At 71.2% G+C, this 20,411-nt stretch carries 23 protein-coding genes; 4 read left to right on the top strand and 19 right to left on the bottom strand.

The window, feature by feature from the left end; translation table 11 throughout:
* Window positions 1-64: 64 nt before the first annotated feature.
* Window positions 65-1,117 carry a TIGR03560 family F420-dependent LLM class oxidoreductase gene (locus IE95_RS0112160; protein ID WP_030151901.1) on the top strand — a complete coding sequence of 351 codons (1,053 nt, stop codon included), beginning with the start codon at window positions 65-67 and terminating at the stop codon, window positions 1,115-1,117.
* A gap of 103 nt (window positions 1,118-1,220) precedes the next feature.
* Here IE95_RS0112160 and IE95_RS0112165 read toward each other — a convergent pair whose 3' ends face one another.
* Together IE95_RS0112165 and glmS are read right to left on the bottom strand one after the other, a co-directional pair.
* Complete coding sequence (locus IE95_RS0112165; RefSeq protein ID WP_030151902.1) at window positions 1,221-1,571, bottom strand: holo-ACP synthase; 351 nt, start codon at window positions 1,569-1,571, stop codon at window positions 1,221-1,223.
* Between the two features lie 106 nt (window positions 1,572-1,677).
* Complete coding sequence (glmS, locus tag IE95_RS0112170; protein WP_030151903.1) at window positions 1,678-3,543, bottom strand: glutamine--fructose-6-phosphate transaminase (isomerizing); 1,866 nt, start codon at window positions 3,541-3,543, stop codon at window positions 1,678-1,680.
* A 205-nt stretch (window positions 3,544-3,748) separates the two neighbouring features.
* On the opposite strand from glmS, the gene coaA reads away from it, so the two are divergent.
* The gene (coaA, locus tag IE95_RS0112175) at window positions 3,749-4,696 is read left to right on the top strand and encodes a type I pantothenate kinase (protein ID WP_030151904.1); all 948 of its coding nucleotides are present in this window, start codon (window positions 3,749-3,751) and stop codon (window positions 4,694-4,696) included.
* Between the two features lie 15 nt (window positions 4,697-4,711).
* Here the strand turns inward: coaA and IE95_RS0112180 are convergent, their stop codons facing one another.
* From IE95_RS0112180 to IE95_RS0112210, 7 genes are all read right to left on the bottom strand, one after another.
* Window positions 4,712-5,458, bottom strand: coding sequence for a DedA family protein (locus IE95_RS0112180; protein ID WP_051703059.1), 747 nt, complete (start codon window positions 5,456-5,458; stop codon window positions 4,712-4,714).
* A 251-nt stretch (window positions 5,459-5,709) separates the two neighbouring features.
* On the bottom strand, window positions 5,710-6,396 hold the full coding sequence (locus tag IE95_RS0112185; RefSeq protein ID WP_030151906.1) for a peptide deformylase: 687 nt from the start codon (window positions 6,394-6,396) through the stop codon (window positions 5,710-5,712).
* Window positions 6,393-7,757, bottom strand: a complete 1,365-nt coding sequence (glmM, locus tag IE95_RS0112190) for a phosphoglucosamine mutase (protein ID WP_030151907.1) — start codon at window positions 7,755-7,757, stop codon at window positions 6,393-6,395. Before glmM ends, IE95_RS0112185 begins: the two co-directional genes overlap by 4 nt.
* A 153-nt stretch (window positions 7,758-7,910) precedes the next feature.
* A complete protein-coding gene (gene rpsI, locus IE95_RS0112195) occupies window positions 7,911-8,399 on the bottom strand; it encodes a 30S ribosomal protein S9 (RefSeq protein WP_036571959.1) in 489 nt (162 codons plus the stop codon).
* Window positions 8,400-8,445: 46 nt separating this feature from the next.
* Complete coding sequence (rplM, locus tag IE95_RS0112200; RefSeq protein WP_030151909.1) at window positions 8,446-8,889, bottom strand: 50S ribosomal protein L13; 444 nt, start codon at window positions 8,887-8,889, stop codon at window positions 8,446-8,448.
* Between the two features lie 265 nt (window positions 8,890-9,154).
* Complete coding sequence (trhO, locus tag IE95_RS0112205) at window positions 9,155-10,114, bottom strand: oxygen-dependent tRNA uridine(34) hydroxylase TrhO (RefSeq protein WP_084690209.1); 960 nt, start codon at window positions 10,112-10,114, stop codon at window positions 9,155-9,157.
* A 135-nt stretch (window positions 10,115-10,249) separates the two neighbouring features.
* Window positions 10,250-11,986, bottom strand: coding sequence for an ABC-F family ATP-binding cassette domain-containing protein (locus IE95_RS0112210; protein ID WP_030151911.1), 1,737 nt, complete (start codon window positions 11,984-11,986; stop codon window positions 10,250-10,252).
* 214 nt (window positions 11,987-12,200) lie between these two features.
* Between IE95_RS0112210 and IE95_RS0112215 the strand changes: the two genes are divergently transcribed.
* On the top strand, window positions 12,201-12,599 hold the full coding sequence (locus IE95_RS0112215; RefSeq protein WP_030151912.1) for a DUF5709 domain-containing protein: 399 nt from the start codon (window positions 12,201-12,203) through the stop codon (window positions 12,597-12,599).
* Window positions 12,600-12,602: 3 nt separating this feature from the next.
* On the opposite strand, the gene truA is transcribed toward IE95_RS0112215, so the two are convergent.
* On the bottom strand, window positions 12,603-13,511 hold the full coding sequence (truA, locus tag IE95_RS0112220) for a tRNA pseudouridine(38-40) synthase TruA (RefSeq protein ID WP_051703069.1): 909 nt from the start codon (window positions 13,509-13,511) through the stop codon (window positions 12,603-12,605).
* A 34-nt stretch (window positions 13,512-13,545) separates the two neighbouring features.
* On the opposite strand from truA, the gene IE95_RS0112225 reads away from it, so the two are divergent.
* Window positions 13,546-14,331, top strand: a complete 786-nt coding sequence (locus tag IE95_RS0112225; protein ID WP_030151914.1) for an ROK family protein — start codon at window positions 13,546-13,548, stop codon at window positions 14,329-14,331.
* 1 nt (window position 14,332) lies between these two features.
* On the opposite strand, the gene IE95_RS0112230 is transcribed toward IE95_RS0112225, so the two are convergent.
* The 9 genes from IE95_RS0112230 to IE95_RS0112270 form a co-directional block, all read right to left on the bottom strand.
* Complete coding sequence (locus tag IE95_RS0112230; protein WP_030151915.1) at window positions 14,333-15,055, bottom strand: alpha/beta fold hydrolase; 723 nt, start codon at window positions 15,053-15,055, stop codon at window positions 14,333-14,335.
* Between the two features lie 284 nt (window positions 15,056-15,339).
* Complete coding sequence (gene rplQ / locus IE95_RS0112235) at window positions 15,340-15,882, bottom strand: 50S ribosomal protein L17 (protein ID WP_030151916.1); 543 nt, start codon at window positions 15,880-15,882, stop codon at window positions 15,340-15,342.
* A 56-nt stretch (window positions 15,883-15,938) separates the two neighbouring features.
* Window positions 15,939-16,958, bottom strand: coding sequence for a DNA-directed RNA polymerase subunit alpha (locus IE95_RS0112240; protein WP_030151917.1), 1,020 nt, complete (start codon window positions 16,956-16,958; stop codon window positions 15,939-15,941).
* Window positions 16,959-17,112: 154 nt separating this feature from the next.
* Window positions 17,113-17,517 (bottom strand): 30S ribosomal protein S11, encoded by a 405-nt coding sequence (gene rpsK / locus IE95_RS0112245; RefSeq protein ID WP_030151918.1) that lies wholly within the window; start codon window positions 17,515-17,517, stop codon window positions 17,113-17,115.
* A gap of 103 nt (window positions 17,518-17,620) precedes the next feature.
* The gene (gene rpsM / locus IE95_RS0112250) at window positions 17,621-17,995 is read right to left on the bottom strand and encodes a 30S ribosomal protein S13 (protein WP_030151919.1); all 375 of its coding nucleotides are present in this window, start codon (window positions 17,993-17,995) and stop codon (window positions 17,621-17,623) included.
* Window positions 17,996-18,208: 213 nt separating this feature from the next.
* Window positions 18,209-18,322 (bottom strand): 50S ribosomal protein L36, encoded by a 114-nt coding sequence (gene rpmJ / locus IE95_RS0112255; RefSeq protein WP_009740505.1) that lies wholly within the window; start codon window positions 18,320-18,322, stop codon window positions 18,209-18,211.
* An 85-nt stretch (window positions 18,323-18,407) separates the two neighbouring features.
* Window positions 18,408-18,629, bottom strand: coding sequence for a translation initiation factor IF-1 (infA, locus tag IE95_RS0112260; RefSeq protein ID WP_012867920.1), 222 nt, complete (start codon window positions 18,627-18,629; stop codon window positions 18,408-18,410).
* Between the two features lie 338 nt (window positions 18,630-18,967).
* Window positions 18,968-19,804 carry a type I methionyl aminopeptidase gene (gene map / locus IE95_RS0112265; protein ID WP_030151920.1) on the bottom strand — a complete coding sequence of 279 codons (837 nt, stop codon included), beginning with the start codon at window positions 19,802-19,804 and terminating at the stop codon, window positions 18,968-18,970.
* 23 nt (window positions 19,805-19,827) lie between these two features.
* A complete protein-coding gene (locus IE95_RS0112270; RefSeq protein ID WP_030151921.1) occupies window positions 19,828-20,385 on the bottom strand; it encodes an adenylate kinase in 558 nt (185 codons plus the stop codon).
* Window positions 20,386-20,411: the final 26 nt, after the last annotated feature.

The following is a 20,411-nucleotide window of genomic DNA, read 5'->3' on the forward strand; positions in this document are numbered from 1 at the left end:
CCCGCCGGGCCGCCCGTGCCCCCGGGGCGACGCGCCCCCGACCCGCCGGGCTAGATTGGCGACCATGCGATTCGGACTCTTCATCCCGCAAGGCTGGCGTCAGGACCTCGTCGGCATCGACCCTTCGGAGCAGTGGGAGACCATGCGTTCCCTCGCGCGCCACGCGGACACCGCGCTGGCCGGCGAGCGCCTCCCGGGCGCGCGCCACGCGTGGGAGTCGGCGTGGGTGTACGACCACTTCCACACCGTGCCCGAACCCACGGGCGAGGCCACGCACGAGGCCTGGACGCTCATGGCCGCGTTCGCCGCGTCGACCGAGCGCGTGCGCCTGGGCCAGATGTGCACGTGCATCGCGTACCGCAACCCCGCCTACCTCGCGAAGGTTGCGGCGACCGTCGACATCGTGAGCGGTGGCCGCACCGAGATGGGCATCGGCGCCGGCTGGTACGAGCACGAGTGGCGTGCGTACGGCTACGGCTTCCCCGGAGCCGGTGCGCGCCTGGGTGCGCTCGACGAGGGCGTGCAGGTCATGGAGCAGATGTGGCGCACGGGTTCGGCGACGCTCGACGGCACGTACTTCCAGGTCGACGGCGCACTGTGCCACCCGCAGCCGCTCCAGGTCCTCGACGGCGTGGGCCCGGAGGGCGCCAGCGCCCCGAGCATCCCGTTGTGGGTCGCGGGCGGCGGTGAGAGGAAGACGCTGCGCATCGCGGCCCAGCACGCGCAGTACACGAACTTCGACGGACGGCTCGAGGCCTTCACGCACAAGTCTGAGGTGCTGCGCGGGCACTGCGAGGCGATCGGGCGTCCGTTCGACGAGATCACGCGCTCGTCGAACTACAACGTGGTCATCGGGGCGACCGAGGCCGACGTCGAGGACCGACTGCGGTGGATCGGCGAGCACTACGCCAAGACCGTCCCCGCGAAGGTCGAGGAGACCGTGGCCGACTTCCGCTCGGGGCCGCTCGTCGGCACTCCCGAGCAGATCGTCGAGAACCTGCAGAAGGTCGAGGGCGCAGGCATGACCTACGCGATCACGTACTTCCCCGAGGCCGCGTACGACCGTAGCGGCATCGAGCTGTTCGAGCGCGAGGTCATCCCGGCCCTGCAGGGCTGAGCCTGGTGTCGCCCGGACGGGCGGCCCCGGTGCCGAGCAGGCGGTCGGCGTTCACTTCGAAGCGTTTCGCGACGCCGACCGCATGCTCGACGGCGGAGCCCCCTCAGCCCTCCGCGACCACCATGGCCGACGCGATCCCGGCGTCGTGCGAGATCGACAGGTGGAACGTCACGACCCCCAGAGCGGTCGCCCGCTCCTGGACCGTCCCCGTGATCTCGACCTGGGGCGCTCCCCCGACGACGCGGTGGACCGTGGCGTCCTGCCAGCGCATGCCGCCGGGCGCCCCGAGCGCCTTCGCGATGGCTTCCTTGGCCGCGAACCGGGCCGCGAGCGACGAGGCCGGCAGGTCCCGCTCGGCCGGGGTGAACAGCTTCTCGCGCAGGCGCGGAGTCCGTTCGAGCGTGTCCATGAACCGCGCGACGTCCACGACGTCGATACCCACCCCGATGATCATGCGCTCACCCTATGCGCTGGCCCGGGCGTGCCGACGGCCCGGCCACGGAGGCCGGAAGCCCACCGCACGAGGGCACGGCGGGCTTCCGGCGAGGACGGACGGTCGACTACTCGACCGTGACCGACTTCGCGAGGTTGCGCGGCTGGTCGACGTCGAGCCCCTTGGCCGTGGCGAGGGCCATGGCGAAGACCTGCAACGGGACGACCGCGAGCAGCGGCGAGAGCAGCGTGGGCGACTGCGGGATCCAGAAGATCTCGTCGGCGTACGGCAGCACCGCGTCGTCGCCGTCCTCGGCGATCACGAGGGTCCGTGCGCCGCGGGCGCGGATCTCCTGGATGTTGGAGACGACCTTCGAGTGCAGCGAGTCGCGCCCGCGCGGAGACGGCACGACGACGAAGACCGGCTGCCCCTCGTCGATGAGCGCGATGGGCCCGTGCTTGAGCTCGCCCGCGGCGAAGCCCTCGGCGTGGATGTAGGCGAGCTCCTTGAGCTTGAGCGCACCCTCGAGGGCGACGGGGAACCCGACGTGGCGCCCCAGGAAGAGCACCGACGTCGCGTCCTTCATGGAGCGGGCCACGGCGCTGACGTACTCGCCTCGCTCGATGACGGTCTGGATCTTGCGCGGCATCTCGCGCAGGTCGTCGAGGATCTCGCGGATCTCGTCGGGGAACTTGTTGCCGCGCAGCTGGGCGAGGTAGAGCCCCAGGAGGTAGGCCGCGGTGATCTGCGACAGGAAGGCCTTGGTCGAGGCGACGGCGATCTCCGGCCCGGCGTGCGTGTAGAGCACGGCGTCGGACTCGCGCGGGATGGTCGACCCGTGGGTGTTGACGATCGAGATGACCTTGGCGCCCTGCTCGCGGGCGTGCCGCACGGCCATGAGGGTGTCCATGGTCTCGCCCGACTGCGTGACGGCGACGACGAGCGTCTTCTCGTTGACGATCGGGTCGCGGTAGCGGAACTCGTGCGCGAGCTCGACCTCGACGGGGATGCGGCACCAGTGCTCGATCGCGTACTTGGCGACGTGTCCCGAGTAGGCCGCGGTGCCGCACGCGATGACGATGATCTTGTCGACGGTGCGCAGCACGGCCTCGTCGATGCGCAGGTCGTCGAGGACCAGGCGCCCCTCGGCGTCGGTGCGTCCGAGCAGGGTGTCCGCGACGGCTTGCGGCTGGTCGTGGATCTCCTTGTCCATGAAGGACGTGAAACCGCCCTTCTCGGCGGCGGCGGCGTCCCAGTCGACCGTGAAGCGGGTGGCCTCGGCGGGCTTGCCGTGGAAGTCGACGACCTCGACGCTGTCCGGGGTGATGGTGACGATCTGGTCCTGGCCGAGCTCGAGCGCGTCCTTGGTGGACGCGATGAACGCGGCGACGTCGGAGCCGAGGAAGTTCTCGCCGTCGCCCAGGCCGACGACGAGCGGCGAGTCGTGCCGGGCACCGACGACGGTGGTCGGGGCGTCCGCGTGGACCGCGAGCAGGGTGAACGTGCCTTCGAGCCGGCGCGCGACGTCGGCCATCGCCTCGGTCAGGTCCCCGGTGCGGCGGTACGCACGGGCGAGGAGCTGGGCTGCGACCTCGGTGTCGGTCTCGGAGAGGAACGTCGCACCGTCGGCGAGCAGGGACTCGCGAAGCCCGCTGTAGTTCTCGATGATCCCGTTGTGGATCACGGCGAGGCGGCCGTCGTCCGCGAGGTGCGGGTGCGCGTTGGTGTCGTTGGGCGCACCGTGCGTGGCCCACCGCGTGTGCCCGATCGCCGCGGAGGCTGGGGGCAGCGGGCGAGCCTGGAGCTCGTCGACGAGCTTGACGAGCTTCCCGGACTTCTTGGCCGTCGCGACGTCCCTCCGGTCGGGCGCGACGAGCGCGACCCCGGCCGAGTCGTAGCCGCGGTACTCGAGCCTGCCGAGTCCTTCGAGGACGACGTCGAGGGGTCGCCCCGACGCTTCAGTAGGGCCTGCGTAACCCACGATTCCACACATGGTTTCGGAGTCTAGCCGGACGATCTGGGGCCTTCGCAGCCGCGACATCTCGCGGTTCTTTGTTAGTGGTCCGGCCTGTTCGTGTTCACGGTGCGGCCCGTCGTCCGGCAGAATCGTCCGAGTGGTTCCTTCCTCCGACCTGCCCGTCCCTCCGCTCGAGGGTGCTCCCGCGACCGATCAGGACGCCTCGCCCGGTTCCGGACGCCTGCCCGACCTCGCGACGTCGTCCCCGTACGTCGACCTGGATCGTGCCGCGTGGAGCAGGCTCTCCGAGTCGACGCCGCTGCCGCTGACGGACGCCGACGTCGTCAAGCTGCGCGGGCTGGGTGACCCGATCGACCTCGCGGAGGTGGACGCGATCTACCGCCCCATCTCGCGGCTGCTCAACCTCTACGTGACGGCGACGAGCGGCCTGCACGAGGCCACGTCGACGTTCCTGCGGGAGAACTCGACGCGCACGCCGTACGTGATCGGGGTCGCGGGGTCGGTCGCGGTGGGCAAGTCGACGACGTCGCGCATCCTGCGCGAGATGCTCGCGCGATGGCCCGAGACCCCGCGGGTCGAGCTCCTCACGACCGACGGGTTCCTCTACCCGAACGCGGAGCTCGCGCGTCGTGGCCTGATGGAGCGCAAGGGGTTCCCGGAGTCGTACGACCGGCGGGCGCTGATCCGGTTCCTGTCCCGCGTGAAGGCGGGTGTTCCCGAGGTTCGCAGCCCGGTGTACGACCACCTGACCTACGACATCGTCCCGGGTGCCGAGACGGTGGTCCGCAGGCCGGACGTCCTGATCGTGGAGGGCCTCAACGTCCTCCAGCCCGCGCGCCCCGGGCCGTCCGACGAGTCCACGGTCGCGGTGAGCGACTTCTTCGACTTCTCGATCTACGTCGACGCCCGCACGCGCAACATCCGCCAGTGGTACGTCGACCGGTTCCTGTCGCTGCGCCGGACCGCGTTCGCGCGCCCCGAGTCGTACTTCAGGCGCTACGCGGACCTGACGGACGAGGAGGCCGTCGCGAAGGCCCGGTCGATCTGGGACTCGATCAACGCGCCGAACCTGGAGCAGAACGTCCTGCCCACCCGGGGGCGGGCGACGCTCGTGCTGACGAAGGGATCGGACCACTCGGTCCAGCGCGCCCGCCTGCGGAAGGTCTGAGCGGGTCGGGGGTGGTCAGGAGGCGCGGCGGACGGTGTCCTGGTCGCCCTCGACGCCCGACGACGTCGCCACCGGCCGGTCGGGCGCCTCGCCGTGGATCGGGGTCGCCCCTGTCGCCGCCTCGCGGGCTGCTTCCCGGGCTCGGCGCCTGCGCGCCATGCTGTTCATGATCCGGTCGACGATCACGCCCGACAGCACGCCCATGACGACGCCGATGACCATGGCGAGCAGGGGCTGGTGCCCGAGCCACTGCGCAGCGACGAGTCCGATGAGCACCGAGTAGAGGGCCCAGGTCACGGCTGCCAGGCCTGAGTAGGCCATGAAGCGGCGGCGCGGGTATCCCACGGCGCCTGCGGTCATGTTGACCGCGACCCGCCCGATCGGGACGTAGCGTGCCGCCAGGATGAAGGCCGCGCCGCGGGCCTTGAGCGCCTGGTCGGCCCAGGCGACGGCCTTGCGCCCCCGCACGGTCCGCAGGAAGCGGATGCGCTCGGTCCCGATCCCGCGGCCCAACGAGTAGGCGATCTGGTCGCCCGTCCAGGCTCCCGCGGCAGCGATGACCAGGACGAGCACGAGGTTCGGGTTGCCCGAGGCGCTGGCCGCGACGGCGAGCGTGATGACCACGGACTCGCTCGGGATCGGCGGGAAGAAGCCGTCGATCGTCGCGAAGGCGTACAGGGCGGGGTAGATCCACACGGACGCCGCGAGTGCGAGGACCCAGATCTCCAGGTTCTCCAAGAAGGTCGAAACGGCCTCGATCACGGGTCCTCTGTTCGTCGGCTGGCGGGGCGGACCAGGCTGGTCACAGACGTCGGGTCGACGCCTGTGACCAGCCTACGGATACGGAGGCCCGACACCATCGGGGAAACCCCCCAGTCTGCCCTGATGTCGACCCCCACCGTCCGAGGACGATTCTGCCGGATCGTCGGGCCGGTCACGTCATCCTCCGGAAGGAGATCCACCCCTAGGGAGGTCCCCCGGAGGGATGCTGTGACGTCGTCCGGACGATGTGTTCAGGGCAGCCGGAAGCCCAGGGCCTCTGACGCCTCGACGGGGTCCGGGGTGCCGCCCCAGAACCGCATCATGTTGTCGTTCGAGGCCAGCGACCGCAGCTCTGCGCGGTCGAGGTAGAGCTCGCCCCGCAGGTGGTCGGTCTCGTGCTGGACGATCCGCGCAGGCCATCCCGTCAGGACCTCGTCGAGGGGCGCGCCGTGCTCGTCCTGCCCGGTCAGCCGCACGGACCGGTGCCGCGCGACGACGGCCTGCCACCCGCTGACGCTCAGGCAGCCCTCGAAGAAGGCCCGCTGCTCGTCCCCCACCGGTGCGTAGGACGGGTTGACGAGCACCCGGAACGGCACGGGGTGCCGCTCCCGCAGGTCCGCGTCCTCGGGGTCGGTGACACCGGCGTCCTGGAGCACGGCGACCGCGAGCCCGAGCCCGACCTGGGGAGCGGCGAGCCCGACGCCCGGGGCGGCGTGCATGGTCGTGCGCATCGCCTCGACGAGTCGGGGGAAGAGGTCCCCGAGCTGCCCGGTGTAGGGGGCGGCGGGGCGGCGCAGGACGGGGTGCCCTGCCTGCACGATCGGCAGCACGCCGTCGTCGTACCGCGCGAGGTGGTCGGCGACCTGGTCCCTGAGCGAGTCGTCGACGGGACCGCCGAACCCGGCGCCAGCACCGGCGTCGGCCGGTCGAGCCGTCACAGGGCCAGCCTGTCCCGGACGACACCCGCGAGGGACTCGGCGACGGCGTCGGCCGTGGACTGCGTCGCGGCCTCGACCATGACCCGTACGAGCGGTTCGGTGCCCGAGGAGCGCAGGACGACGCGCCCGGTCTCGCCGAGCCGCTCCTCGGCGGCAGCGACGGCCTCCTGGAGCACCTCGTCGGTCGCGGCCCGGGCCTTGTCCACGCCGCGCACGTTGAGCAGCGTCTGCGGCAGCTTGGGCACGGCGTCCGCGAGGTCGGCCAGCTTGGCGCCGGACTCCTGGATGCGTGCGGCGAGCTGGAGCGCGGTCAGCACCCCGTCCCCCGTGGTCGCGAACTGCGACAGGATGATGTGCCCGGACTGCTCACCACCGAGCGTGTATCCCTTGGCGCGCATCTCCTCGAGAACGTAGCGGTCGCCGACACCCGTCTGGACGGTGCGGATCCCGGCGTCGCGCATCGCGAGGATCAGCCCGAGGTTGCTCATGACGGTCACCACGAGGGTGTCGTCGGCGAGGCGGCCCTTCTCCTTCTCGGCGAGGGCGAGCACCCCCATGATCTGGTCGCCGTCCACGAGGACCCCGCGGTGGTCGACCGCGATGCAGCGGTCCGCGTCGCCGTCGAACGCGACCCCGAAGTCGGCCTCGGACGCCACGACGACGGCCTGGAGCTGCTCGGGATGGTTGGACCCGCACTTCTCGTTGATGTTGCGCCCGTCGGGGCTCGCGTTCATGACGACGACGTCGGCACCCGCCGCGCGCAGCGCCGCGGGCCCCACGTCGCTCGCCGCGCCGTTCGCGCAGTCGACCGCGATCCGCAGGCCGGAGAGCGGCAGGGCGTCGCCCGTCGCACCGATGCTCGAGATGAGGTGCTCGACGTAGTCGGCTCCCGCGCTCCCGGTGTCGCGGCGCACGCGACCGACCTCGGCGCCGAGCGGACGGTCCCACTCGGCGTGGAGCTGGCGCTCCATCTCGTCCTCGAGCGAGTCCTCGAGCTTGATGCCGCCGCGCGCCAGGAACTTGATGCCGTTGTCGGCCATCGGGTTGTGCGAGGCCGAGATCATGACGCCGAAGTCGACGTCGAGCGTGCTCGTGAGGAACGCGACGGCCGGGGTCGGCAGCACGCCGACGTCGAGCACGTTGACCCCTGCGCTCGCGAGGCCTGCGGTCACCGCGGCGCCCAGGAACTCGCCTGAGGCCCGGGGGTCCCTGCCGATCACGGCGCGCGGGCGGTGCCCGTCGGGTTGCCCGGTGCGTCCCAGCACGTTCGCAGCAGCCACGCCCAGGCCGAGCGCGAGCTCGGCCGTGACGTCCCTGTTCGCCAGCCCCCGCACGCCGTCGGTGCCGAACAGTCGTCCCATGAGTTTTCCTCCCTCAACGGGACGGTACAGGCACCAGGGCCTGCCCCGCCCCCGCTGCGAGCCGACCCGTCCGGTCGCTCGTCAGCATCCCTGACAAAAGACGACGGCCCCGGTGGACAGTGTCCACCGGGGCCGTCGCGCGCAAGCGCTGGATCAGCGCTTGGAGTACTGCGGAGCCTTGCGGGCCTTCTTGAGCCCGGCCTTCTTGCGCTCGACGACGCGTGCGTCGCGAGTCAGGAAGCCGGCCTTCTTGAGCGCCGGGCGGTTGTGCTCGGCGTCGACCTCGTTGAGCGCACGGGCGATGCCGAGGCGCAGGGCGCCGGCCTGGCCGGACGTGCCGCCACCGTTGATGCGGGCGATGACGTCGAAGCGACCCTCGACGTCGACCAGCTTCAGCGGGGAGTTCACGAGCTGCTGGTGCACCTTGTTGGGGAAGTACCCCTCGAGGGTGCGGCCGTTGATCTTCCACTGGCCGGTGCCGGGCACCAGGCGCACGCGGGCGATGGCCTCCTTGCGACGGCCCAGGGCCTGCGCGGGGGCGGTGATGCTCTGGCCACGGCCCGTGGGGGCTGCGCTCTCAGAGGTGTAGTTGCTGGGGGTCTCTTCGTCCAGCACGTCGATGTCGACGGTGGTCTCGGCCACTGGTGTGTCCTCGCGTCCTAAGTTCTCGTCTACGAGCAGGCGGAGCCTACTGCGCGACCTGGGTGATCTCGAAAGTCTTCGGCTGCTGCGCGGCGTGCGGGTGCTCAGAGCCTGCGTAGACCTTGAGCTTGCCGAACTGGGCGCGGCCGAGCGAGGTCTTGGGGATCATGCCGCGGACGGCCTTCTCCACAGCCCGCTCGGGGTGCTTCTCCAGCAGGTCGCTGTACGCGACCGCCCGAAGACCACCCGGGTAACCGGAGTGGGTGTAGGCAAGCTTCTGCTCGCGCTTGTTGCCGGTCAGGGCGACCTTGCCGGCGTTGATGACGATGACGAAGTCACCGCCGTCGACGTGCGGAGCAAAGGTGGCCTTGTGCTTGCCACGGAGCAGGGTCGCCACGTGGGTGGCGAGACGGCCCAGGACGACGTCGGTCGCGTCGATGACGTACCAGTCACGCTGGACGTCGCCGGGCTTCGGGGTGTACGTACGCACGGTCGTAGCCTTCGTTTCGTGTCTTCGATGTCTTCGGCGCAGGAGCCTGCGTCCGACAAGTCGTTTGGCCTTCGGTTGACAGGTGTCCAGGTCACGGAGCGAGTGGGCGCACAGGTGACGAGATACCGAAGGGGAAGCACAACGACTCAACAGACTACCTGGACGTCCCGTGCAGGGTCAAAACTTGCTGCGTCACACCGAGGGTGATGTGGACCTCGGTGCGCACGGTGCGCGACGACGCACGCGCGGGCGCCACAGCGCCGGATCAGGCGGTCACCCGGTGGTCGTCGTAGGAGAGGCCGGTGGGCGCGCCGTCCCGAGGACGGGGATACGCACCGGGGCGCAGATCGGCGCACGTGTCGCACTGGAGCGTGCGCGCGACGCCTGCGCAGTCGGCGCAGAACAGGCGCAGCGTCTGGCAGCCCGGGTCGACGCAGTTCTCGTACTTGGCGGTCGCGCCGCCGCACTCGCTGCACTCGCCGAGCGGGACGGTCTCGCTCCCGAACTCGACGTGCATGCGCTCGTCGAACACGTAGAGCGAGCCCTCCCACAGCCCCTGGTCGCCGAACGTCTCGCCGTAGCGCACGATCCCCCCGTCGAGCTGGTAGACCTCCTCGAAGCCGCGCGCGAGCATGAGCGAGGACAGGACCTCGCAGCGCACGCCGCCCGTGCAGTAGGTCACGACGGGGCGGCCCTTGAGATCGTCGTACGCGCCCGAGTCGAGCTCGGCCACGAAGTCGCGGGTCGTCTCGACCGCCGGCACGACGGCGCCGCGGAACCTGCCGATCGCGGCCTCGAACGCGTTGCGGCCGTCGAAGAACACGACGTCGTCCCCACGCTCGGCCACGAGCTCGTGCAGAGCCTCGGGGTCGAGTCGCGCACCGCCGTCGACCACGCCGTCCTGGTCGACCGTGAGCTCGTCGACCGCGCCGAAGCTCACGAGCTCGGGGCGCACCTTGACCGACAGCCGCGGGAAGTCACGGCCCGTGCCGTCCGACCACTTCACGTCGATGTCCGAGAACCCCGGGTACTGCTTGGTGGTCTTGACGTACTGCTTGAGGTTCTCGACCGTCCCGCCCAGCGTCGCGTTGATGCCGTGCTCGGAGACGATGACGCGTCCCGTCAGTCCCCACCGCTCACCGAGGGAGCGTTGCCACAGCTGCACCGCGCGCGGGTCGGCGAGCGGTGTGAAGGCGTAGAAGAGGACGATCTTGGGGACGGCCATTGCTCCATTTTAGGAGCCCGACGGCGACACGCAGGTCGTGCTACCGGCCCGCCGCCGTGCGTGTGGTCTTCCTCACCGCACACGCGCCGCGGGCCGGCCGGTCAGGACGGTCCGGCCGGTCCGGCACCTGCCGGGTCAGCGCTGGCGCTTGACCCGCTCGACGTCCCAGACCGGCTCGGGGGTCTCGACGACCCGGCCGTCCGACCCGAACACCACGAACCGGTCGAAGCCGCGCGCGAACCACCGGTCGTGCGTGACGGCCAGGACCGTGCCCTCGAACGCCGCGAGGCCCGACTCGAGCGCCTCGGCCGAGTGCAGGTCGAGGTTGTCCGTGGGCTCGTCGAGCAGCAGGAGCGTCGCTCCCCCCAGCTCGAGCAGCAGGATCTGGAAGCGTGCCTGCTGCCCGCCGGACAGCGTCTCGAAGCGCTGCTCGGCCTGACCGACGAGCTCGTAGCGGTCGAGCGCCTTGCTCGCGGGCTCCCGGCCCATGCCCGAGCGCGCGCCGTCCCCGCGGTGCAGGATCTCGAGCAGCGTCCGGCCCTCGAACTCGGGGTGCGCGTGGTTCTGCGCGAACCACCCCGGGCGCACGCGCGAGCCGAGCGCGGCCCGGCCCGTGTGCGCCACGGGTGGGACGACGGCTGCGTCGCCCGGAGCACCCGGTGCACCCCCGGCGTACTCGGCATCCGTAGTGCTCTCGTGGACCGGCCGGTGCTCGACGTCCGGGTCCGACCCGCCGCGCGCCAGGAGCCGCATGAAGTGCGACTTGCCCGAGCCGTTGGACCCCAGGATCGCGACGCGCTCGCCGAAGAAGACCTCGAGGTCGAACGGCGCCATGAGCCCGGTCAGCTCGAGCTGCTCGCACGTCACGGCCCGCTTGGCCGTGCGCCCACCCGTGAGGCGGACCTTGACGTTCTGCTCGTGCGCCAGGACCTGGGGCGGCCCGGCCTCCTCGAACTTGCGCAGGCGGGTCTGGGCGGCCTGGTAGCGGCTCGCGAGCCCGTCGTTGAAGGCCGCCTTGTTCTTGAGGGTGTTGACGAGGTCCTTGAGCTTGGCGTGCTCCTCCTCCCAACGACGCAGGAGCTCCTCGAGCCTGCTGCGTCGGTCGGCCCGAGCCTCGGCGTAGGTGCCGAAGCCGCCACCGTGCACCCAGATCGTCCCGCCCGCGGCCGTGGGCTCGACGGTCGCGACCTGGGTCGCGGTCCGCGCCAGGAGCTCGCGGTCGTGGCTGATGAACAGCACCGTCTTGGGCGAGGCCGCGAGCTTCTCCTCGAGCCAGCGCTTGGTCGGCACGTCGAGGTAGTTGTCGGGCTCGTCGAGGAGCAGCACCTCCTCCGGCCCCCGGAACAGGGCCGTGAGGACGAGGCGTTTCTGCTCGCCGCCCGACAGCGTGCGGACCTCGCGGAACTGCGCCTGCTCGAACGGGATCGACAGGACCTCGTCGGTGACCTTGTCCCACTCGGCCTCGGCCTCGTAGCCCCGAGCGTCGGCCCAGTCGGCGAGCGCCTGGGCGTAGCGCATCTGGGACGGGGTGTCGTCGACCGTCATGATGTCGAGCTCGGCCGCGGCGAGCTCTCGCGCGGCGTCGCGGATCGAGGGCTGCGCAAGGTCGACGAGCAGGTCGCGGACCGTGCGCTCGTCGTCGATCCGGCCGACGAACTGGCGCATCACTCCGAGCCCGCCGCTGCGCCCCACGGTGCCGCCGTGCGCGGACAGGTCGCCCGCGACGATGCGCAGGAGCGTCGTCTTGCCGGCGCCGTTGGGTCCGACGAGCGCGACCTTGGCCCCGTCCGCGACGCGCAGGGTCGCCCCGGCGAGGAGAGGACGCCCGTCGGGCAGGAAGTAGCTGATGTCGCTGATGTCGATGTGACCCACGGGCTCATCCTCCCTGCCCGAAGCCCCGGTTGACGACTCCTTTCGCCGGCGGTGACGCACCTACCCGCCGACGGTGACGCCCCCGCCCTCCCAGGGTGACCGCCTGCCGAGCGCACCATCGCACCCGGGCGCGCTCCGCCGTCGGGCAGCACGCCACCCCGTCCGGTGCCGCACGCGGGCTGCGAGAACGCCCCGCCGGTGACAGTGTGGAGGGATGAGCGACGACACCCCTGCCACCCGGACCGACCCCGCCCTCGGCACCGAGGGCGACTCCGACCAGCTCCAGCGCGACGACACCCTGGTCGACCGCGGCGTCGACGACGTGCTCGACGAAGGGTACGCGCCGCCCGAGCGTGCCCCCCTGACCTACGCGCACCCCGAACGGCTCGACGAGGACGGCGAGTCGCTCGACCAGCGGCTCGCCGACGAGGAGCCCGAGGACTGGGACACCGACCCCCTCGACCGGCCCGACACCACGCGCTCGGGCCGCCTCGTGGCGGACCCCGACGCGCTCGACGGCCGCGCCAACGACACGTACGCCGACGACGCCGGGATCGACGGCGCTGCGGCGAGCGCCGAGGAAGCCGCGGTCCACATCGTCGAGGAGCCGTAGGCGCTACGACCGGCGGGCCTCCGGCGCCCCCTCGGTCGCGGCGTCCCAGACGTCCTCGTCCATGCGGACCGCGCGGACGCGCTCGGCCCTGGCCGCGAGCTCGCCGTCAGGCGGGTACGTCACCGCCTCGAGGACCAGGCCGTGCGGCGGCACGACGCCGGCCCCCGCGTCCCGACGCCTCGCCGCGAGGACCTGGGCCGGCCAGGACACGGGACGGCGCCCCTCCCCCACGGCGACCGACGCACCGACCAGCGCGCGGACCATGTTGTGGCAGAACGCGTCCGCGCGGACATGAGCGACGACGAGCCCCGCGTCGGGCCCGTCGGTCGCCCGCTCCCACGACAGGTGCTGGAGCTCGCGGATCGTGGTCGCCCCCGGCCGCGGCTTGCAGAAGGCCGCGAAGTCCCGGACCCCGAGCAGCGGCTGGAGCGCGTCGTGCATGGCGTCGGCGTCGAGCGTCTTACGGTTCCACAGGACCCACTCGCGGCGCAGGGGGTCGCGCAGGGCGGGGTCGTCGACGATGCGGAACGTGTAGCTGCGGTACAGCGCCGAGAAGCGCGCGTCGAAACCCTCCGGTGCGGGCGTCGCACGGTGCACCACGACGTCCCCCGGCAGGACTCCCCCCAGGCGCGCGACGAGCGCGTCACCCGGTGTGCGGTCCGAGCGGCCCGGCATCGCGTCCCACGCGGCCCGCGGCAGGTCGACGTGCGCCACCTGGCCCCGCGCATGGACTCCCGCGTCGGTGCGGCCCGCGACCGTCAGGCGCGGCGGCTCGCCCCGCAGGATCTGTCCCAGCCCGTCCTCGAGGGCGCCCTCGACCGTGCGCAGGCCAGGCTGGCGGGCCCACCCCGCGAAGGCCGTGCCCTGGTAGGCGAGGTCCAGGCGGACACGGACCGGCTGCTCGTTCGTCACGTGCACCTACGCTAGCGCCCGATACTGTGCTGACATGCCCGAACGCCCCTCCGGCCCCGACTCCCCCGACGTGCGCACCCTCGCCGTGGACTGCGGCGGCGGCGGGATCAAGGCCAACGTGCTCGACGCCGCCGGGACCGCGCACGCCGCCGCGGTCCGGGTCCCGACGCCCTACCCCCTGCCGCCGTCGCTCCTGGTCGACGTCATCGCGCAGATCGCCGACCGCCTGCCCCCGGCGGTCCGGGTCACCGTCGGCATGCCGGGCATGATCCGCCACGGCGTCGTCGTGCACACCCCGCACTACATCACGCGCTCGGGCCCGCGCAGCAGGGTCGACCCGGCCCTGGCCGAGCAGTGGGCCAGCTTCGACGTCCAGGCGGCGGTGAGCGAACGCCTCGGGATGCCCGCGCTGGTCCTCAACGACGCGGAGGTGCACGGTGCCGGCGTCGTCGCGGCGTCGGGGCTCGAGCTCGTGCTCACGCTCGGGACCGGGCTCGGGTCGGCACTGTTCCACGGCGGACGCCTCGCCCCGCACCTCGAGTGGTCGCACGCACCCGTCCGGCGCGGCACGACGTACGACGAGTACATCGGCGAGGTCGAGCGGCGGCGGCTCGGGAACGGCCTGTGGTCACGGCGCGTCGTCGCGCTCGTCGAGGGTCTGCGCCCCGTGTTCTGGTGGGACCGGCTCTACCTGGGCGGCGGCAACTCGCGCCAGATCACGCCGACCGCGCTCGAACGACTGGGCGACGACGTCGTGGTCGTCCCCAACTCGGCGGCGCTCGTGGGCGGGGCCAGGGCGTGGGACCTGACGCTCGTCTGAGCTAGGACCGGTCGAGCTCGTGGTGGGCCGCGAGGACGGCCCGGGTGAACGCCACCGGCCGGTCGAGGCTCACGAGGTGCTTGGCCCCCGGGATGACGACGAGCTCGGCCCGCGCGCCCCCCGAGCGCGCGGCCGCGAGGTACGCGCGTTCCCCGAACCGGAAGTGGTCCCACCGTCCGTTGACGAACCACACGGGAGAATCGGTCGCGGCCAGCGCGGACAGGGGCTGCGTGCGTCCGACCTCGTCGAGGATCGCCGTCATGGTCGTCAGCGCGAAGCCGCCCGCACCGATGTCCTCGATCCCCGCCGCGGGCAGGGTCCTGCGCACGAGCGCCTGGTTGAGCGCCGCGCCGTTGTCAGGCAGCCTCTCGATACCGTCCGCCGCGACGCGCCAGGCGAGACGCAACCGGGAGGCAGGCACGGTGCAGCAGCTCGCCGCCACGAGCCCCGCGACCTGCTCGGGAAAGCGAGCGCGGTGCTCGATCCCCACGTACCCGCCGAGCGAGAGCCCGACGACGAGCGCCCGGCCCCCGAGGTCGTCCACGGCCCCGGCGACGGTCACCACGGCACCGTCGAGCGTGAACGCCTCGCCCGTCCTCTCGCCGTGCCCCGGCAGGTCCACCGCCTCCGCCACGATGCCCGCACGGTCCAACGCCTCGAGCTGCGCCCGCCACATCGTGCGGGACGTGCGCGAACCGTGGACGAACAGCACCGGCAGACCCATACGGACCAATCTAGGGGCTACCCCGGCCCCGGGCGCCCCGCACACGAAGGTGGGCGCCGCCGTCGGGCATCCGGGTCGGTCGCCGTCGCCTGCTTCCCGCGGTGCGCGGCGGGCGGCCGGCGGCCTGCCGCAGGTGGCAGGTGGCAGGTGGCCCCAGCGGGCGGTCCGAGCGGACGACCTCAGCCGACGGACCGAGCGGCGGTCCTCGGGGTACGACGAAGGGCCCGGCACCAGATGGTGCCGGGCCCTTCAGGAGGAACCTGTCCGGCAGAGCCGGGGTGGGATCACTTCTCCTTCGAGTCCTTGGCGTCCTCGACGGGGGCGTCCTCCACGACGGGAGCGTCCTCGACGACGGGCGCGTCCTCGATCGGGGCGTCCTCGACGGGAGCCTCGACCTTGGCGGCCTTGGGCTTGCTGGCCTTCTTCGCAGCCTTCTCGGCCTCGCGGACGACGGCCTGCTTGGGGCTGACGGGCTCGGTCACGAGCTCGATGACGGCCATGGGGGCGTTGTCGCCCTTGCGGTTGCCGACCTTCGTGATGCGCGTGTAGCCACCGTTGCGCTCCGCCATCTGCGGGGCGATCTCGGTGAACAGCGTGTGCACGACGGACTTGTCGCGGACGACGGTCATGACGCGACGACGAGCCGCCAGGTCACCGCGCTTCGCGAACGTGATGAGGCGCTCGGCCACCGGACGCAGGCGCTTGGCCTTGGTCTCGGTCGTCGTGATGCGGCCGTGCTCGAAGAGCTGCGTGGACAGGTTCGCGAGGATGAGACGCTCGTGAGCCGGGCCACCGCCGAGCCGCGGACCCTTGCTGGGGGTAGGCATTGATCTTGCTCCTTAGAAGTGGATCGTGCGTGCGGCCGAGCCGCGAGCACGGAAGGTCAGAACTGCTGCTGCCCGTCGGAGAACGTCGCCTCGTCCTCGTCGGCCTCGTAGTAGTCCGCCGTGGAGGGGTCGAAGTCCAGCGGCGAGTCCTTGAGGTTCAGGCCGAGCTCAGCGAGCTTCTCCTTGACCTCGTTGATGGACTTCGCGCCGAAGTTCCGGATGTCCAGCAGGTCTGCCTCGCTGCGAGCGACGAGCTCGCCGACCTGGTGGATGCCCTCGCGCTTGAGGCAGTTGTACGAACGGATCGTGAGGTTGAGCTCCTCGATCGGGAGCGCGAGGTCCGCAGCGAGCGCGGCGTCCGTCGGGGACGGGCCGATCTCGATGCCCTCGGCCTCGACGTTGAGCTCACGGGCAAGGCCGAAGAGCTCGACGAGCGTCTTGCCGGCCGAGGCCAGCGCGTCGCGCGGGGAGATCGCCTGCTTCGTCTCGACGTCGACGATCAGCTTGTCGAAGTCGGTGCGCTGCTCGACACGGGTCGCCTCGACCTTGTACGTGACCTTGAGGACCGGCGAGTAGATCGAGTCGACGGGAACACGGCCGATCTCGGCGTCGAAGGACTTGTTCTGGTTCGCGGAGACGTAGCCACGTCCACGCTCGACCGTCAGCTCGATCTCGAGCTTGCCCTTGTCGTTGAGGGTGGCGATGTGCAGGTCCGGGTTGTGGACCTCCACACCCGCCGGCGGCACGATGTCCGCGGCGGTGACCGCGCCAGCACCCTGCTTGCGCAGGTACATCACGACCGGCTCGTCGTTCTCCGAGGAGACGACGAGGTTCTTGATGTTGAGGATGATCTCGGTGACGTCTTCCTTGACACCGGCAACGGTGGTGAACTCGTGGAGGACACCGTCGATGCGGATCGAGGTCACTGCAGCGCCCGGGATGGACGAGAGCAGCGTGCGACGAAGCGAGTTGCCGAGGGTGTAGCCGAAGCCAGGCTCGAGCGGCTCGATGGAGAAGCGCGAACGGTTCTCCGAGATGACCTCTTCGGTCAGGGTGGGGCGCTGTGCGATCAGCACTGGTGTGTTCCTTTCGGTGTGCGTCCGCTATATGACGCATCACGGGCAACGCGTGCTCCTGGACGGGACTCTGTCCACCCGTCCAGGGTGCTGCGCCCGTCGTCGCGCAGGCCGGCGGGGCCGGGACCAGCGCGACGACGAGCGAAGCAGAGGATCAGACGCGGCGACGCTTCGGGGGGCGGCAGCCGTTGTGAGCCTGGGGCGTCACGTCCTGGATGGAGCCGACCTCGAGGCCCGTCGCGGTGAGCGAACGGATCGCGGTCTCACGGCCGGAGCCGGGGCCCTTGACGAAGACGTCGACCTTCTTGACGCCGTGCTCCTGGGCGCGGCGGGCCGCGGACTCAGCAGCGAGCTGCGCGGCGAACGGCGTCGACTTGCGCGAGCCCTTGAAGCCGACGTGCCCGGCCGAGGCCCAGGCGATGACGGCACCGGTCGGGTCGGTGATCGACACGATCGTGTTGTTGAACGTGCTCTTGATGTGCGCCTGGCCGTGGGGGACGTTCTTCTTGTCCTTGCGGCGCGGCTTGCGGGCCGCGGTGGCGCGAGTCTTGGGAGGCATTTCTGGATCTTCTCCTGGTCTGAGGTGTTCGGACCGGGTCGGCGTGCGCCGCGCGGGTGAGCTCGAGGCTCAGGCGTGCTGCACGCGTTCCACGGACTACTGCTTAGCGGGCCTTCTTCTTGCCGGCCACGGTGCGCTTGGGTCCCTTGCGGGTACGCGCGTTGGTCTTGGTGCGCTGCCCGCGGACGGGCAGGCCGCGGCGGTGACGCAGGCCCTCGTAGCAGCCGATCTCGACCTTGCGGCGAATGTCAGCAGCCACCTCACGGCGGAGGTCACCCTCGAGCTTGTAGTTGCCCTCGAGGTAGTCACGCAGCGCGACGAGCTCGGTGTCACCGAGGTCCTTCACGCGAACGTCCGGGGAGATCCCGGTGGCGGCCAGCGTCTGCTGGGCGCGGGTACGGCCGACGCCGTAGATGTAGGTGAGCGCGATCTCGAGCCGCTTCTCGCGGGGGAGGTCGACGCCGACAAGACGTGCCATGTGCCTTCCGGCTCCTGTTACTTCGTTCGGAGGTCTACCGCACCATCTTCCCGCGGAGCTGCGGGCCCCGGCCTCCGAGCCGGGGGTTCCCCTCAGCGGGCCTGTGCGGCCCGACCGTGAGGTTCGTGGTGGTGCGCTGGTTGGCACCCGAGGGTGCCGGCGATCGGTCCGCTCTCGCGGACCTGCATCACCGTGCGCCGGAGCGCCGGGGACTCAGCCCTGGCGCTGCTTGTGGCGCAGGTTCTCGCAGATCACCATGACGCGACCGTGCCGGCGGATCACCTTGCACTTGTCGCAGATCTTCTTGACGCTGGGCTTGACCTTCATCAGTCTGTTCCTCCGCCGCCGCACGCACGCGCGGGCGAACCCAGGCCTGCGGCAGCAGTTGTTTCGAGTGGTGGATTCTTGACGACTACTTGTAGCGGTAGACGATCCGGCCACGGGACAGGTCGTACGGGCTCAGCTCCACCACCACTCGGTCCTCGGGGAGGATCCGGATGTAGTGCTGTCGCATCTTGCCCGAGATGTGAGCCAGAACCTTGTGCCCGTTGGCCAGCTCCACGCGGAACATCGCGTTCGGCAGGGCCTCGACCACGCTGCCCTCGATCTCGATGACACCGTCCTTCTTTGCCATATCCTCCGCTAACTCTCGTCCGAACTGCTTCCCACGCACCCGTTCTCTACGAGGACCGGTGAGTGGACGTCGTGTGCATTCCGCCCTGCTGCCCGGTCGGTTGAACTCGAACAGGGAACGCGGACTACACCCAGCGGACTATCCTACGGCATCGATCCGCCAGAAGGAACCGGGGGCAGTGTGCCCCCGGACACGCCACACGTGCGGGCCGCGCGGAGGGCCGTCCGTGGCGCCCACGGAGCGTCTCGAGGGCGTCAGGACGCCGCCGCTCCCCCGGCACGGCGAAGGCCCGCCCCTGGCCTCGTGAGGCCGGGAGCGGGCCGCCGCCGAGGCGAACCTCAGACGTCGAGCGGGGAGACGGTCACGCCGAGCTCGGCGAGCTTCGCAGCACCACCGTCGGGGGCCGTCAGGACCCAGATGCCGTCCTCGAGGATCGCGACGCTGTGCTCCCAGTGGGCAGCGCGCGCACCGTCGTCGGTCACGACCGTCCAGTCGTCCTCGAGCACCTGCGTGAACCGCTCACCACGGGTCACCATGGGCTCGATCGCCAGGCACATGCCCGGCTTGAGCCGTGGCCCACGCTCACGCGTCCGGTAGTTGAGGACGTCCGGCGGCTGGTGCATCGACGTACCGATGCCGTGCCCCACGTACTCCTCGATGATCCCGTACGGGACGCCGTCGGACGCGGCCGACGCCTCGATCGAGTCCTCGACCGCGTTGCCCACGTCACCCAGACGCTCGCCGGTCGCCAGGGCGGCGATGCCGGCCCAGAGCGCACGCTCGGTCGCCTCGACGAGCGCGACGTCCGCCGCGTCGGCCTCGGGCAGGACGAACGAGAAGGCGGAGTCCCCGTGCCAGCCGTCGACGATCGCGCCGCAGTCCACCGAGACCACGTCACCCGGGAGCAGCTCGCGCGTGCCCGGGATGCCGTGCACGACCTCGTCGTTCACCGACACGCACAGCGTCGCCGGGTACCCGTGGTAGCCCAGGAACGACGGCGTCGCACCGGCATCGCCGATCACGGCCGCCGCCAGCGCGTCCAGGTCCGCGGTCGTCATGCCCGGACGCACCGCCGAGCGGACCGTGGCGAGCGCGTCGGCGACCACCAGTCCCGCCCGGCGCATCGTGCGCACCTGGTCGACCGTCTTGTACTCGATCTTCTCCCGACCGAACACTTCGCGTCCCTACCGTCCCCGGGTCAGTCGACGAGAGGCGCGAGCGCCTCGACGAGACGCTTGGTCACGTCGTCGATCTCACCGATGCCGTCGACCTGGGCCAGGAGGCCCCGCTCGGCGTACGCGGACGTCAGCGGAGCGGTCTGCTCGGCATAGATGTCGAGACGACGGGCGATCGCCTCCTCGGTGTCGTCCTCCCGGCCCTCGACCTCTGCACGCTTGCGCAGGCGGGCGAGGAGCTCGTCACGGTCCGCGGTGAGCTCGAGGACGGCGTCCAGCTCGACGCCGAGGTCTGCGAGGATCCCGTCGAGCTCGACGACCTGGGCCGCGTTGCGCGGGTAGCCGTCGAGGATGAAACCGTGCGCGACGTCGTCCTGCGCGAGGCGGTCACGCACCATGTCGTTCGTCACCGAGTCGGGGACGAGCTCTCCCTTGGCCGTGTACTCCTGCACGAGCCTGCCCAGCTCGGTGCCGCCCTTGATGTTCGCACGGAAGATGTCGCCCGTGGAGATCGCCGGGATGCCGTAGTGCTCCGCCAGGCGAGCCGCCTGGGTGCCCTTGCCGGCCCCCTGAGGACCCATGATGATCAGGCGCGCGGCGCCCTCGG

The organism is Oerskovia turbata, from assembly GCF_000718325.1.
In the GTDB taxonomy this organism is placed as follows: Bacteria; Actinomycetota; Actinomycetes; order Actinomycetales; family Cellulomonadaceae; genus Oerskovia; species Oerskovia turbata.